This window comes from Acinetobacter sp. KB005, from assembly GCF_049949095.1.
Classification (GTDB): Bacteria; Pseudomonadota; Gammaproteobacteria; order Pseudomonadales; family Moraxellaceae; genus Acinetobacter; species Acinetobacter calcoaceticus.
Genome location: NZ_CP188191.1, coordinates 2730495 through 2744518, shown reverse-complemented (window position 1 = coordinate 2744518; position 14024 = coordinate 2730495). Strand labels below are relative to the sequence as shown.

The 14024-nt window shown below is 35.8% G+C and carries 14 protein-coding genes; 3 read left to right on the top strand and 11 right to left on the bottom strand.

The features are described 5' to 3' along the window. Positions 1–7 precede the first annotated feature (7 nt). Positions 8–793: an SDR family oxidoreductase gene (locus tag ACPF64_RS13200; protein WP_005047192.1), complete on the bottom strand. Its 786-nt coding sequence runs from the start codon at positions 791–793 to the stop codon at positions 8–10. A gap of 12 nt (positions 794–805) precedes the next feature. After that, positions 806–2056, bottom strand: a complete 1251-nt coding sequence (locus ACPF64_RS13195; protein WP_426453767.1) for a dienelactone hydrolase family protein — start codon at positions 2054–2056, stop codon at positions 806–808. A 329-nt stretch (positions 2057–2385) separates the two neighbouring features. Here ACPF64_RS13195 and ACPF64_RS13190 point away from each other — a divergent pair, with 329 nt between their 5' ends. Both ACPF64_RS13190 and ACPF64_RS13185 read left to right on the top strand, forming a co-directional pair. Continuing rightward, complete coding sequence (locus tag ACPF64_RS13190) at positions 2386–3639, top strand: OprD family outer membrane porin (RefSeq protein WP_426453765.1); 1254 nt, start codon at positions 2386–2388, stop codon at positions 3637–3639. Positions 3640–3655: 16 nt separating this feature from the next. Further along, positions 3656–4999, top strand: coding sequence for an MFS transporter (locus ACPF64_RS13185; protein WP_426453763.1), 1344 nt, complete (start codon positions 3656–3658; stop codon positions 4997–4999). 72 nt (positions 5000–5071) lie between these two features. Here ACPF64_RS13185 and ACPF64_RS13180 read toward each other — a convergent pair whose 3' ends face one another. The 8 genes from ACPF64_RS13180 to ACPF64_RS13145 form a co-directional block, all read right to left on the bottom strand. Next, positions 5072–6058 (bottom strand): AraC family transcriptional regulator, encoded by a 987-nt coding sequence (locus ACPF64_RS13180; protein WP_005040816.1) that lies wholly within the window; start codon positions 6056–6058, stop codon positions 5072–5074. Between the two features lie 325 nt (positions 6059–6383). Further along, the gene (locus tag ACPF64_RS13175) at positions 6384–7169 is read right to left on the bottom strand and encodes a 3-hydroxybutyrate dehydrogenase (protein WP_263613698.1); all 786 of its coding nucleotides are present in this window, start codon (positions 7167–7169) and stop codon (positions 6384–6386) included. A 33-nt stretch (positions 7170–7202) separates the two neighbouring features. Beyond that, positions 7203–8624, bottom strand: coding sequence for a GntP family permease (locus ACPF64_RS13170; RefSeq protein WP_426453760.1), 1422 nt, complete (start codon positions 8622–8624; stop codon positions 7203–7205). A 461-nt stretch (positions 8625–9085) separates the two neighbouring features. Further along, positions 9086–9502 carry a hypothetical protein gene (locus tag ACPF64_RS13165; protein WP_426453758.1) on the bottom strand — a complete coding sequence of 139 codons (417 nt, stop codon included), beginning with the start codon at positions 9500–9502 and terminating at the stop codon, positions 9086–9088. 276 nt (positions 9503–9778) lie between these two features. Next, positions 9779–10300, bottom strand: a complete 522-nt coding sequence (locus tag ACPF64_RS13160; protein ID WP_209830753.1) for an SH3 domain-containing protein — start codon at positions 10298–10300, stop codon at positions 9779–9781. A gap of 136 nt (positions 10301–10436) precedes the next feature. Continuing rightward, entirely contained in the window at positions 10437–10772 is a 336-nt protein-coding gene (locus ACPF64_RS13155; protein WP_426453755.1) for a hypothetical protein, read from the bottom strand. A 53-nt stretch (positions 10773–10825) separates the two neighbouring features. Continuing rightward, complete coding sequence (locus ACPF64_RS13150; protein ID WP_426453753.1) at positions 10826–11989, bottom strand: type I restriction endonuclease; 1164 nt, start codon at positions 11987–11989, stop codon at positions 10826–10828. 204 nt (positions 11990–12193) lie between these two features. After that, positions 12194–12637, bottom strand: a complete 444-nt coding sequence (locus tag ACPF64_RS13145; protein WP_198496392.1) for a BLUF domain-containing protein — start codon at positions 12635–12637, stop codon at positions 12194–12196. A gap of 228 nt (positions 12638–12865) precedes the next feature. Between ACPF64_RS13145 and ACPF64_RS13140 the strand changes: the two genes are divergently transcribed. Then, complete coding sequence (locus ACPF64_RS13140) at positions 12866–13129, top strand: hypothetical protein (protein WP_151744251.1); 264 nt, start codon at positions 12866–12868, stop codon at positions 13127–13129. Between the two features lie 178 nt (positions 13130–13307). Here ACPF64_RS13140 and ACPF64_RS13135 read toward each other — a convergent pair whose 3' ends face one another. Next, the gene (locus ACPF64_RS13135) at positions 13308–13646 is read right to left on the bottom strand and encodes a hypothetical protein (protein ID WP_045432469.1); all 339 of its coding nucleotides are present in this window, start codon (positions 13644–13646) and stop codon (positions 13308–13310) included. Between the last annotated feature and the right edge of the window lie 378 nt (positions 13647–14024).

The following is a 14024-nucleotide window of genomic DNA, read 5'->3' as shown; positions in this document are numbered from 1 at the left end:
CGCTGAGCTATTCGGCTAAACGAGGAATAGCGGGCTGTGATCCTTCAGGGCCCATCACGGAATATCCACCGTCGACCGCATAATCTGCCCCGGTGACGAAACTCGCAGCGGGTGACAATAAAAACAAAACAACATTGGCGACTTCTTCGGGATGACCCAATCGGCCTAGTAAGTGATAATCGGCTGCCACGCTATCGGCTTTTTCACGGTTATTGCCACTGACTTCTGCAATCACACGAGACCATGTCCAACCCGGTGAAACGGAGTTGACACGAATACCATCGGCAGCAAAATCCATTGCCATGCTTTGTGTGAGTTGACGTATTGCGGCTTTAGACACTGGATATAACCAGCGCCCTGTTTGAGCCACTTTGGCAGAAATGGAAGTAAAGTTAACGATTGAACCTTGCTGCTTTTTTAGGTCATTGTAGAAAGCACGGCTCAATTCAACTGTAGAGACCAAATTAATATCGAGTGCTTGTAACCAGTCCTGACGTGAAGATTTAAAACCGTCATCTAGGTATGTACATGCCAGATTGACCAAGTAGCTCACTTCACCTAAATGTTGGTGAATATCCGCTACAGCTTGTTGAATAGCCGCATCACTGGTTAAATCGGTTTGAATAAACATCACATCATGGTTAAAGCTTTCTGCAATCGCTTTGCCTTTGGCATCAATATCTAAAATAGCGACATGAGCACCTGCACTCACCAAGGCTTGTACAACTGCTTTACCAATGAGTGTTGCACCACCGCTCACCACAGCGACTTTTCCTTTTAAATCTATATTCATTGCAGATCCTCCTTAATTCACTGGCTTGCCTTCACTACTTGACCAAGATGGCATCAAGGTATTTGAAGGAAGATCTTCATCAAGAAGTTTTCGTGCTGTTTCGACACCTGCAACTGGCAAGCCTGTTGGGTCTAATAAACCAATTTGTACCAGCACCGATGCTTGGTCCCAGTAAATATGCTCATGGCACAGCTTTGACCCTCTAAACTGGATCACACCCAACATTGGAATCTCGACATATTTGCCAGTTGGCTTTACACCCGGTAATAACCAGTCAATTTCAGCATCGTGGGTAAAGCTCATAATGAACTCGTCTACCACTTGCGTTGAGCCGACGGTACGAGAGATTGAAGTGATCTTCATATCTTTCGGGTTTTGATGAACAAAATGGTACTGATAAAAACGGGCAAGCTGGCTTTGGCCTACACCACCCGTTAAGGTAGGAATATGGTTGACATACGGTTCTGCGACCATCGTTGCCATAGTTGCTGGCACATCACGTGTATCAAACTCATGACGAATATGCTCTTCCCATAGCGCAACTAGGTCATATTTCGGCCCAATCATTTCATGTAGAGCTGTTACTGTGCGCTCATGAGCAAAACGTGCTGAAGGTTTGTGATAATGATTACTTTTTGGGCGTGCAAAAGCATGGTCGACACCTTCGTAAACAAAGGCTTGTACATTTGAATATTGGCTAGCTGCATCGACAATCGCTTGCCTAGCATCTGGCGGTGTAAATTGGTCTAGTTCGGCAATATGTAAGACCAAACGTCCTTTTACGTTGGCTAACTCATCCAGCGCTTTGTCGATACCTACGCCGTAATAACCTACGGCACATGCCACTTCCGAAAGTCGACAACCTGCCAGATAAGCAAGCTTCCCACCTAAACAATAGCCCACCACACCAAGGCCTGTAGAGGTGTCACATTCTGGTCTAGTCTTTAAAAAAGATAAGCTGTCTTGAATATCTTCAACACCGTGGTTCTCGTCATATTGCTGATAAAGTTCAAAAGCTTTTTGAAAATCTTCTGGTGTATAACTCAGTTCAATATTAGGTGCTACACGCCAAAATAAATCAGGAACTAAAACGGTATAGCCTTCTTCTGCAAGAAAATCTGCCTTTTCCCGCATTGCTGCATTAACCCCAAAAATTTCCTGACAAAGTACTACCCCAGGTCCTTTTCCTGTTTCTGGTGTCGCTAGATACGCACTGAACTGTTTTCCAGATGCAGTTTTAATTTGAACGGTTTGACCAGCCATAGTGTCAACTCCTGACATTGTTATGGCTTTATCTTCTATCCGAATATTTTTTTAGACTGTCCAAAAGCTGCAAGCACTATCCAATCTGTGCGCAATTATGAAAAAAGATAGCAATGGATAAAACATATAAAAGAATAAAGTTAATGAATTTCAATATTTTAATATAAAAAATAAAAATGCTGCTTTTTATCTAATTTGGAAAAAATGGATGAAGATTAGGACTTATTGGATAGTGACTACTGGCTAAAAATAGTTCAATCAAAGTCATGTAATTAGTTTGATTACATAAGAAAAGCTCAGTCATTTTTCTAAATTAAGGCGCTTTATTTATGCATCGACCAAAGCCAATTTATGGACATAACAAAACGTTAATGCTCATCAACATTTTATGTTGTAGTGCATTTTCTAATCAGGCTTATTCAGCGGATGAAGAATGGAAATTTACATTAAAAAATGCATATATAGATAGAAACTATGACAATCCAGATGTAAAAGATACAGGTAGCTGGTCACAATCAGTTTCTCTATTTTACAACTCCAATATGCATGACACGCCGTTAGAAATTGGCGGCACTCCGATTCAAATTGGCGCAAATGCCTCAGCACAATATGCGGTTCGACTAAGTCAAGATAAACACGTTGCAGATACGGTATTACCTTTTGATAAAGCAACTCAGTCCCAAGCACCCGACTATTTAAAATATGGTGCGACATTAAAGTTAGGCTATAACAAGACGCTACTGAGCATTGGTGAATTATGGCTAGATTTACCCGTAACCACTGTAGATGCAAGTCGTCAGCTACTGACCTCTTATTGGGGAACCAACCTTAAGTCTCAATTGAGCGATAAGCTTTTTGCTGAAATTGGCCGTATTGAAAAAGTATCACCACGAAATGAAGAAGATTTTCATCGCTTTTCTTTTACCTCAAAAGGCGTGACTGCCTATTCAGATGGCCTTAACTACATAGACCTGCGCTATCAAATCACTCCTACTTTGAAGGGCGAATATTACTTCGGAAATATGGAGGATTTATATAATAAACATTATGTGGGAATGGACCACATATGGAAGAACTCCAATTTTTCAGTTAATTCAAAATTCAAATATTTCAATGCCAAAGATAATGGAAATCTTTTCGACATCGATGCGCAAAATGTAGGTTTATTAGAAACGCTCAAAGTAAAAAATCACAGCTTTGGTTTAGGTTATCAACAAATTATTGGCGAGTCTGCTTACCCGCTACCTGATGGTTTCTTGCCTGAAACTTATTTCATTAACTGGAACACGACCGGTTTCTTCAAACAAGATGAAAAGTCTTATCACTTCATCTATGGCTATGACTTTAAAGATTATGTATCCGGTTTAAATACCACTTTCAAATATGTATATGGCGATCACTTTAAAACAGCAGATGGCTTAAAAAACAAAGAAAGTGAAGCAAACGTTATTGTCAATTATGCCCTTCAACAACCTTTTCTCAAAGGTTTAGCTCTTCAGTACATCTTCATCAATTACGACGTTAAGCATGGAAATGATTTCTCAGAAAACCGTTTCTTCGTCAATTACAGCAAAAAATTTTAATGAATAAGGAATACCTATGAAAACGATAGATGCAAATTCGGTAATCAACCGCGAAAAATTGTCCCCATTGCAGTGGATGGTTTTTATACTCGGATTTTTTGTCTTCTTCTGTGATGGTCTAGACACAGGAATTATTGGTTTTATTGCTCCAGCTTTACTGGATGATTGGGGTATTACCAAGCCGCAACTTGCTCCGGTGTTAAGTGCTGCCTTAGTCGGCATGTCGATCGGTGCAATCATTTCTGGGCCCCTATCCGATAAGTTTGGACGTAAAGGCGTCATTGTTTTTACAAGTCTTTTATTTTCAATATTTACGATTTTGTGTGGCTTTGCTAATTCAACTCAAGACTTAATGATTTATCGTTTTATTACAGGTGTTGGTTTAGGCGCAGCCATGCCAAACATCAGTACGATTGTCTCGGAATACATGCCTGTAAAACGTAAAGCATTCCTAACAGGTCTTGCTGGCTGTGGTTTTATGTTGGGTATTTCTTGCGGCGGTGTGTTGTCAGCTTATCTATTAGAAAGCTATGGCTGGGCTAAGGTCATTATTATTGGTGGAAGTATTCCGCTAATTTTAGTGGTTGCCTTATTACTTAAATTACCTGAATCAACTCAATACTTAATTACGCGCCAACAACAAGATAAAGCACAACGAATTTTAGAAAATATTCAAGGGCATCCATTCCAAGAACCAGTAAAACTTGTCTTGGCTCAAACAGAAACAGCATCAGAGGAAAATCCGGTTAAAATCGTTTTAGGAAAATACCTTTGGGGTTCAAGCATGCTTTGGCTGTGCTGCTTTACGAGTCTCTTAGTGTTTTATCTTTTAACAAGCTGGATGCCAACAATTTTAAAAACAGCTGGTTTTACGACGCAACAATTTAGTTTAATTGCAGCTATTTTCCCTTTTGGTGGTGTGATTGGTGCAACCATTATGGGTTGGTACATGGATAAACTGAACCCGACCACAGTCATTAAATACTCTTATTTAATTGCTTTTGGGCTATTCATTGTCGCAGGCTTAGTCAGTTCAAATATTTTCTTATTGGGTATTACCATTTTCTTAATTGGTGCATTACTTGCTGGCGCTCAATCTTCTTTACTTCCACTTGCAGCTATTTTCTATCCTGCGGTGTGCCGCGCGGTTGGCGTTTCGTGGATGCATGGTATTGGCCGTATCGGTGCAATTATAGGCGCTTTCTTTGGATCGCTCATTTTCACGTTTAACTTAAGTTTAAGCGGTATTTTCTTTATTCTTGCATTACCGACATTCATTTCATTTATTGCCCTTAGTCTTAAAGTCATTTATGAAAAATCGAAAAGTAAGCAAATATTGAATCTTGAAAATAGTATTTAAAATATAGAGATAAATAAAAAACCTGATTGGGTTAATTCAATCAGGTTTTTTATTGCTTAAAAGATGAAATACTTAAAAAATTTTGCCCTTAGTTTCACTTGGTTTTTCACCAAACTCTTCGCGATATTCTTGAGAAAAACGACTTAAATGATTAAAGCCCCAGTCATAAGCAAGCTTAGAAATAGACACTTTTCTATCAGCGCCAGTTGTACTCAAAATCTTATAAATTTGTTGTAGACGGTACTTTTTCAAATAGGACATTGGGCTTGTACCGTAGTACTGCTGAAACTCATCGTACAATTTTGATTTTGAAACCCCGGCTAAGCGTTGCAAGTCTTCTGCACAGATTTCTTCATGCGCATGTTCAATAATAAAATTCCGCACCTTTCGGATATAAGCTGGCTCATCCTGATGTGAGAGTAACTTTAAGGCTTCAGAGTAGTTGTTTTCTTGAGATAATAGTAAGGCTTTAATTACAAAATTTTCATAGTCTTCAGATAACATCTGCAAACCATAAAAATTGCTATATTGTGATTTTAGCTGTAAAAAATTCTGAATATTTTTCCACCATGCACCAATAAGTTGCTCCGAGTCCAAATGCATTTCTGGATTAAAAATGATGGGTGCATCTATCGGTTTATTCAGTAGATCTGCGAGAACAATTTGCATGCTTCGTTCTGGAATAACCACCTGAAATTTTCGACAATCTTTATCAATAATCAGATCTTGCTGATCGTTATTTGAAACAATAAGCCCTCTGTTTTCATCAGACTGATAATGAGCGCCACGAATGTTGAGAGCTTGTCTTCCTTGTATAGGTAAGCTAATGCTATAAGCTTTTAAATTTGAGATGTTAATGGCAACATTTGCACCATAACTGATTGTGCCAATTGCCATTTTTTTATTAGGCAGCCGCATTCCGTCATAGTGAAAATCGAGAGTGTCTTTGTAAATTGTATCTAGACGGTGTTCACCACAAATCGTGGACATCAAATTCTGCGCAAATTCAGCTTTACGCGAATAATGATTGAGTTCCGTCTGTTGGCTGAGTGATATCATATCCTTTTCACCTAGCTAATAACTTATTGCTAAAAAAAGCAACTTGTATGCCAATTAATATCCTTTAATTGACGAATTTTCCTGAAAAATATCTAATCAAGAAAGAGTGTAAAGATTACTTTCTCATACTCTATTAGATTTTAAAATTGGAAATAAGTTAAATACCTTTAAAGTATAATTTCATACCTTAACAAACTTATTTTATTAGATTTTTATAAGCAACTATAGTAGAGATAAATCATTATTTTGAAAACTAAACTTACATATCTTTTTATTCACAAAAAACCGCCTATTAAAAAATAAGCGGCTTTTATAAAACTCTAAATTATTGTGCGGTATAACCACCATCCATAACCACAGCCTGACCCGTTACCCCACCTGCTTTGTCACTCGCAAGGAAAATTGCATAATCAGCAATTTCTTCAACAGATAACAAACGTTTTTGAGGAACCATTGCCAGAATTACATCTTCAAGTGCACTGTCTAGACTAACATTTCTGGTTTTAGCCAAGTCTGCAATTTGACCGCGAACCAATGGTGTGTCGACATAACCTGGGCATAAGGCATTTACAGTAATACCGTCACGTGCACATTCTAATGCGGCAACTTTTGTCAAACCGATTAAACCATGCTTCGCGCTGTTATAGCCTGCTTTACCTGCAAAGCCAATCAAGCCATTAATTGAAGCCATATTAATAATACGGCCCGATTTTTGAGCTTTCATGATTGGGAAAACATGTTTAATACCAATAAACGAACCAGTAAGCATGACTTGAACTAGCTTTTGAAAAACAGCGGTTGGAAACTCTTCAATAGGTGCAACGTGTTGAAAACCAGCATTATTAATTAAAATATCTACTGTTCCAAAGGTCTGTTGAGTTAACTCAATTGCTTGTTTATAAGCATCTTCGTCAGTTACGTCACATGGTGCAGATAAAGCTTCAAAGCCTTGTCCTGTTAGCAACTTTGCCGTTTCTTGGCACTTTTCAGCATTCATATCAGAAATGACAACTTTTGCACCTTCTTGAGCAAATTTCTTAGCAATCTCTAGACCGATCCCGCTTGCAGAGCCCGTAATAAAGGCTACTTTTCCGTCTAAAAGTTTAGTCATCTATTCACTCCTTAATATTTTTAACTTGTTGGTTTAAACAATACCAGTCACTGTAAAGACCGTAATCACCACAAATACCGCTAACGTTTTAATTACTGTGACTGCAAAAATATCCTTATACGACTGTTTATGGGTTAAACCTGTAACAGCAAGTAAGGTAATGACAGCACCATTATGCGGAAGTGTATCCATACCACCTGATGCCATTGCAACCACACGGTGCATGACTTCTGGTGGAATACCTGCTGCTAAAATCGCGGCGTTATAGTGTTCGGCCATCGCACTTAGAGCGATACTCATGCCACCAGAAGCTGAACCGGTAATACCCGCTAAAACTGTCGTGGTTACCGCACCATTTACCAATGGATTTGTGAAGGTACTGCTCATTGCATGACTAATCAGGGCAAAGCCCGGTAATGACGCAATAATTGCACCGAAACCATATTCAGAAGCTGTATTCATCACTGCTAAAAGTGAGCCACCAATACTGGCATTAATGCCCTCTTTAAAGTTCGTCACTACACGTTGGTAGTCAAATAAAATTGCAGCAATAATTCCGACAATAAGTGCTAAACCAACAGCCCAGATCGCCCCCGTTTTTGCAACATCAACGGTGTAATCGGCTAAACCTACAGTGGCAAAATCAAAGCCGTTTGGATACCACTCTTTAATTGCCTTAGACAAATATTTGTTCATTACCGCAACAAGAATGAGAGGTACAAATGCTAAAAACTGACGAGCTGTACTTCCATTATTTTGCATAGATATATCGGCTTCAGCTTCTTGAGATGGTGTATTGTCTACTCCAAAACCAGAAAAGCCTTCACCCACTTTTGCAGCAGCACGACGGCGCCACTCCAAATAAGCTAAACCTGCACATAAAACAAAAATAGCGCCAATAATCCCTAAAAATGGTGCGGCATAAATATTGGTACCAAAGAATGTGGTTGGAATAACGTTCTGGATTTGCGGTGTACCTGGCAATGCATCCATGGTAAATGTGAATGCACCAAGCGCGATTGTGCCTGGAATTAAACGTTTTGGAATGTTAGCTTGTCTAAAAAGCTGATTGGCAAAAGGATAAATTGCAAATACAGCAACAAATAAGCTGACACCACTATATGTTAAAATTGCACCTAATAACACAACGGTTAAAATCGCTTTTTTTACTCCAATCCATCTCACAATGGTTCGAGCAATAGACTCGGCAATTCCTGACATTTCAACGACTTTACCGAAAATTGCCCCGAGCAAAAATACAAGAAAGTAATCTTTAATAAAGTTCACCATTTTGGGCATAAAAACACCCGAATAAAACGGTAAAACATTGGCTGGGTTAATGAGTAAAACCGCGAGTAAGGCACAAATTGGTGCCATCAGAATGACAGAAAAGCCCTTGTAAGCTGTATACATTAACAGCCCAAGCGAAAGTAGAATTACAAATAATTCCCACATATATTCTTTGCTCCTTAAAGAATAAATATTAGGTTTAAAATTACCAAAAGATATTTAGGTTATCCCAAACCTATAATGATAAAAATCAAAATATCTATGCTTGGTAATAGGTAAATGTGCCTAAAAATAAAATATCACTAAAATATTTAAAAACAATGTAATTTATTTAAATTTTTAATTACCTATAAATTACAAATAGTTGCTCAATCCAATTGGTAAAATTTAATTATTTTAAAATGCTATTATTTTATAAAACTTATTAATTATTGAGTAAATTAAATTAATACCTCTATATTATTTAATAAAGGCAATTAAATAATATATTTTTTAAAATAATTTAATAAATATTTTCGGTGAACTGAGTAATCTATTAGTAAGTAAGAAAAAACCCACTTAATGATGAGTGGGTTCAATTAAAATTTAGCATTGCTTGACGGCCTTAGAGGCAGGCTCGTACGCTTTTATTTCATTCGAGTTAGTCTTAAATTAAAGTCAGATGGAAGTAGGATTCGATATTCTATCTCCGCCTCTGGTTTGACTTCCGTTTCTTGAGAAGTGGCAATATTTGGACACATCCCTCCACCTGTTTCTAATCTAAAAATATAATATTTGGGCTCAAGATAAATAGTAGCTATTTCATTTGAACGAATTGAGAATACTTTCTCGTTATTAACATAAATATCATGACTACAACCAGAACCTAAAAAACCTTTATCTCTTAAAAAAGTAACTTTTGCTTGTTCAGGAGTGTGTTTCTTTAAATAGTTCTGATCGTATACTCTCTCATTAGGTACTGGCTTGGCTGTATTTGAACCAACTGGAGCTGTTGAACACCCACTTAAACCCAGAACTAGTCCTAAAAAAATAATCTTTTTCATGAAATTATCCATTTTAATAGTGAGTAAAATTTAACAGTTCAGAAAACGAAAAACCACCCAAAGGTGGCTTTAAACTTAATGATATTTTAGTAGTGAAGAGTAAAACTTGGTTAGTGTTAAATTTGTAGTATCACTGATCGGATAAGGCTTACCATTGATTATCAGAGGAAAGAATTTTTCTTTTTTAAGAAATTCATCATTGCCCATAAGTGATTCCTGTAAAAATAAAAAACTACCAAAAAAGGAGGTTTAAATAATTTAATAAATCTAAATTTGTTAATACCTTGGCTTATATCTCTTATTACCTCCACTAGTAATACAATAGTGTCCACCTCTTGGTCCTACACAATAGTCAACTACGGCACAAGAACAATCACTGTCATAGTATGTTTTAGATTTTTTAGTTTCTGAATGATGAGATTGTGATTTTAAAGCCTGATAATTATGAGGTTTAGATGTTCTCATCTTTTGTTTAAAACAATCTTCAGTTTCACACAAAAGTTTCTCGGAGATCCATTGAGGTGATGTCGAATTTAAAGAAATACGTACCCAGTTTCCTTTTTTCTCATAAATATTAACTTTCTTACCCCGTCCAAGTTTTGCTACAACATTACCGTTGGGTTTGTCTCTAATATTAAGTGTATTGGTATTGATATATTTTGATTCTATAACCTCGTCAACTGAACTTTGTGCTTCTTCATTGTTTGAGTTATTTCTTGAAGTATTGTCGTTACCTGAACCAAAAATTCCTAATGCTATAACTCCTGCCGTACCCCAGCCTAAAGTTGATTTTTTCATGTTTTACCTTTTATTTTATATTTTCCTTACAGTAACAGAGTGTAAGAAAAAATGAAAATGGCCTATATAATCAATAGTCTAATGGTAATAAATATTAAACCGCCATAAGGCGGTTTAAATTAAATATAGTTTGAGTTTAAATTTTCTCTTGGATGATTTTTTTACAACGTTCTCTTTCTATTTTCGAAAACTTCTCTAGGGATTCATAACTATTAAATTCTTGCTTTACTGGCACTTTGTAAATATTTTTAACTAATTTACGTGCAACCTTTTTCTCATTATTTGTAAGCTTATCAAAGGGAATGTCTTTATTTACTTCATCTTTTGAAAGTCCTGATTGTCGCTGTGTCATCATGATGAACGCCATATCACTAATAATATTGCAATTATCTTCTCTTTCAACTTCGGCTTTAGCATCAAAAGTAAAGAATAGAAAAACCAGTGGTATAATTTTTAGATATTTCATACCCATATTAGTTAACCGTATACCCAATCGTGACAATATACTATTTTTCATCAATAAATTTAATTAACAGATGATCTTTTAAAATTATCATCATTCATACAATAATCTAAACAATCTTTGAGAATACCTACTGCCCTATAAATATATTCAGGCTTTTCTAAAAATACTTGTCCGTTTGCTTGAACCTCTAAGCCAGCTCTCACTAACTCATTTCGACGAGTATCATCCACAGGCACAATAAACTGAATAGTTGGTCTTTTACGGTTCACATCATATCTAAATAACCAACGGTTATTCTTCCCTTGGTACAATACTGAATAGTAACTTTCAGTGTCTTTGCTTTCCAATTCGACCTCTGGAAATAACTCACCAATAATACGGAAAAGATCTTGCTCTTCCTTGGTGGTAATAATTTTTTCATTGTCTGGATTAACAATTAAATCTGGTTCAACAATCTTTGTTGTTTCTTCCTCTACAGTTTTGGGTTCTACTGGCTGAGCAGTAATAATAGTTGGTGATGATAAACCTTTGACTACAGTATCACTAATGGCCTGTTCTACAGCTTGTTTGACAAAAGGTTGTATTGACTCTAAAAACTTAGTATTTAATTGACGAGGAATATTTGCTTGTTGAGCAACATAACGAACAAAATCAATATCGACTTCATTAATACTTTTCTTAATAACCGTTTTAAACTGCTGAATATACTGATTTTCTTCTGCAAAAAAGCGTAGCTTTTCAGCATGAAAATTATCATGTTTAAATTCTGCAAGCTGTACTAACTCTTCAGCCTTATTCTTCGTAAAATCTACAACTAAAAATGGTTTTTCATCCATTACATTTGTATTAATTAGATCTGTAAAGAATCGCCATTCACGTCCATTTGTAATGGCACCAATAGTTACACCTAAACTACTATTAAAATAGCGAGATAATTGTGGAGCATGATTAGTTAAATTTGCAGAATATGATTTTGCTTCAATAAACATGACTGGTTGCCCATTACAATACAAAGCATAGTCAACTCTCTCAGTTGCTTTTACACCAGGAAAATCAGCAGCAAACTCTGCCAGAACTTTTGTAGGATCGTATGGGCTAAATCCCAAAATATCTAATAGAGGTAAGATTAATGCCTGTTTAGTTGTCTCTTCCGTCGCACAATGTGCTCCTACACGTTTTACATGATCGATATGATTTTTAAGACTTGCTATAAAGTTATCCATTATTTTCCCTAATCGTTGTTATGTAAGTTATTCATCCATATTAGCGAATATGTTTCATTTTTCAACAATTAAACAACACTATTTATAAATTAACTATTTGCTAAATTTAATGAGGAACGAACATGATTTAACAAAAAAAGCCCTCTTTAGAGGGCTTATATTTTTAAATAGAAAAAACTACTCTAATTCAGATCCTATCATTGATTAAATTTGATATTGATCAGCTTTAAGATTTGGTTGATCGACAAGCAATTCAATAAAAGATGGAATTGATGTAGTGTTAAGCAAATACGGGTTAAACTCATCGACATGATGATGAAAAAAGAAATCTTTTATTTTCGTATTTATAGGAGCAAATTTCATACTCCAATGCTTAAACAACCGCTGTTCGGACGGCTCCGAAAAAATGATTTCACAATTCTGATGTCGCGAATCTTTCAAAATTGAATTATAAAATAGTGATTCAACTTGTTCTTTCTCGCCTTCCAAATACTGCAAGAAATATCCATTACCATAGTAAAGTACTCCCGTAATATCATTATAAGAGTTGAATTTGACTGCTTCTGTGAGGATATCAATTAAATCTTGTTTTACTTGACTATGTTCACTATTGGTTTTACTTGCATACATAAACCCTATTAAACTCATAGCGATAACTCGAGATAGATGTCAGCTAGGCATTCTGACATTTACGCCTACTGCTTACAACCGAACCTATTTAAAACCTTGTATTTCAAGAGTAAAGATTATTATCATTTTGAAAATGACAAACTTTAACAACCAGAAATCTTTTGTAAATTAAAGCCAACTAACAAACTCACAAGAAAGTATCAATTTCAGTAAAATTGAAAATTGTCTTTAATTTGTGGATGTCTAATGGAGAACCATGAAATTATTCTTCAAGACGAACATCATAAACAACTTAAGATTGTCAAAGTTCAGGATGTGCGTTTTGATGTAAATACGCTTAACAATAGTCATCAATGGTTATGGGTATTTGATCATAGTTCAGAGTTTTTCCCATTTGAGTTGTGGGATCAGCTCGACAATGCAACTGTTCATCAAAAGATAAAACTGGGTGATCAAGTTTTTAAAATTATTAAGATTTTGACAAAGAAAACTAAAGTCAGGCCCTCATGACATATGGCTGTACGAATAAGATAGAAACTGGGGAAATGGTAATTCTACAAGGTTTTTAAATCACTACACGATGAGCAATCCAATCATAGAAAAATTGTTCTTGGCAATGAGTTTGTTGATTTTCTTCAGCTATAAAAAACCCACTCATTGAGTGGGTTTGATCAATCAGAATTTGAGATTAAATAGCTTCTATGACGATATACTTTCCTTCATAGAAGACGCCTTCGGTACTTGTTTCTTTTAATTTGCAATAAATCGCAATTGGATGTGTCAGTTTTTTATTTTCGTCACTAGGAACATGTGTAATTCCAGATAAAAAATTTGAATTATCATTTTCTAAACTCCACGAGGCACCTCTGTCTTTATGCCATTTGCTATTTGGATATTTAGAATCTAGCCATTCAATACATTGCTTCATTGTTGAAAACTTTTTTGTTTCCTCTTTTTCAATTTTCGATGCTGCACTTACCGAGGCTCCAAATGTTAAGAATAAAGCTCCAATTAAAGTTTTTCTCATAAAATTACCCTTTATTATTAATAATTAAAATTTAAGAGCTTAGGGTATAAAAAAACCACCCTTAGGTGGATTAGTTTTTGGGAAGAGTTTTGTTAATTTCACTACTGGCAGTTTCTTGAGGTTTTAATAAGTTAAAACTTTCATAGTTCGCTAAAATACAAAAAAGAAGAGCGGCTAGCAAAATTAGGGTTATCTTATTCATTTCATTTTACCTTAGAGATTTTATTTTTTTAATCCCGCAATGGTACATGAAAATACTGTCAAAACCTTAATTGTTAATAATCTACCACAATTTATTACAAAAGCTATTTGGAATACTTAATTACTTTTCTAAATCACTTGATGGAAATGCAACTGGCGAATAAACAACGATGACAA

What these genes read in the sequence shown, in the direction of transcription:
- ACPF64_RS13200 (WP_005047192.1), bottom strand. Translation starts at nt 793, where the DNA reads ATGAATATAGATTTAAAAGGAAAAGTCGCTGTGGTGAGCGGTGGTGCA.
- ACPF64_RS13195 (WP_426453767.1), bottom strand. Translation starts at nt 2,056, where the DNA reads ATGGCTGGTCAAACCGTTCAAATTAAAACTGCATCTGGAAAACAGTTC.
- ACPF64_RS13190 (WP_426453765.1), top strand. Translation starts at nt 2,386, where the DNA reads ATGCATCGACCAAAGCCAATTTATGGACATAACAAAACGTTAATGCTC.
- ACPF64_RS13185 (WP_426453763.1), top strand. Translation starts at nt 3,656, where the DNA reads ATGAAAACGATAGATGCAAATTCGGTAATCAACCGCGAAAAATTGTCC.
- ACPF64_RS13180 (WP_005040816.1), bottom strand. Translation starts at nt 6,058, where the DNA reads ATGATATCACTCAGCCAACAGACGGAACTCAATCATTATTCGCGTAAA.
- ACPF64_RS13175 (WP_263613698.1), bottom strand. Translation starts at nt 7,169, where the DNA reads ATGACTAAACTTTTAGACGGAAAAGTAGCCTTTATTACGGGCTCTGCA.
- ACPF64_RS13170 (WP_426453760.1), bottom strand. Translation starts at nt 8,624, where the DNA reads ATGTGGGAATTATTTGTAATTCTACTTTCGCTTGGGCTGTTAATGTAT.
- ACPF64_RS13165 (WP_426453758.1), bottom strand. Translation starts at nt 9,502, where the DNA reads ATGAAAAAGATTATTTTTTTAGGACTAGTTCTGGGTTTAAGTGGGTGT.
- ACPF64_RS13160 (WP_209830753.1), bottom strand. Translation starts at nt 10,300, where the DNA reads ATGAAAAAATCAACTTTAGGCTGGGGTACGGCAGGAGTTATAGCATTA.
- ACPF64_RS13155 (WP_426453755.1), bottom strand. Translation starts at nt 10,772, where the DNA reads ATGGGTATGAAATATCTAAAAATTATACCACTGGTTTTTCTATTCTTT.
- ACPF64_RS13150 (WP_426453753.1), bottom strand. Translation starts at nt 11,989, where the DNA reads ATGGATAACTTTATAGCAAGTCTTAAAAATCATATCGATCATGTAAAA.
- ACPF64_RS13145 (WP_198496392.1), bottom strand. Translation starts at nt 12,637, where the DNA reads ATGAGTTTAATAGGGTTTATGTATGCAAGTAAAACCAATAGTGAACAT.
- ACPF64_RS13140 (WP_151744251.1), top strand. Translation starts at nt 12,866, where the DNA reads ATGGAGAACCATGAAATTATTCTTCAAGACGAACATCATAAACAACTT.
- ACPF64_RS13135 (WP_045432469.1), bottom strand. Translation starts at nt 13,646, where the DNA reads ATGAGAAAAACTTTAATTGGAGCTTTATTCTTAACATTTGGAGCCTCG.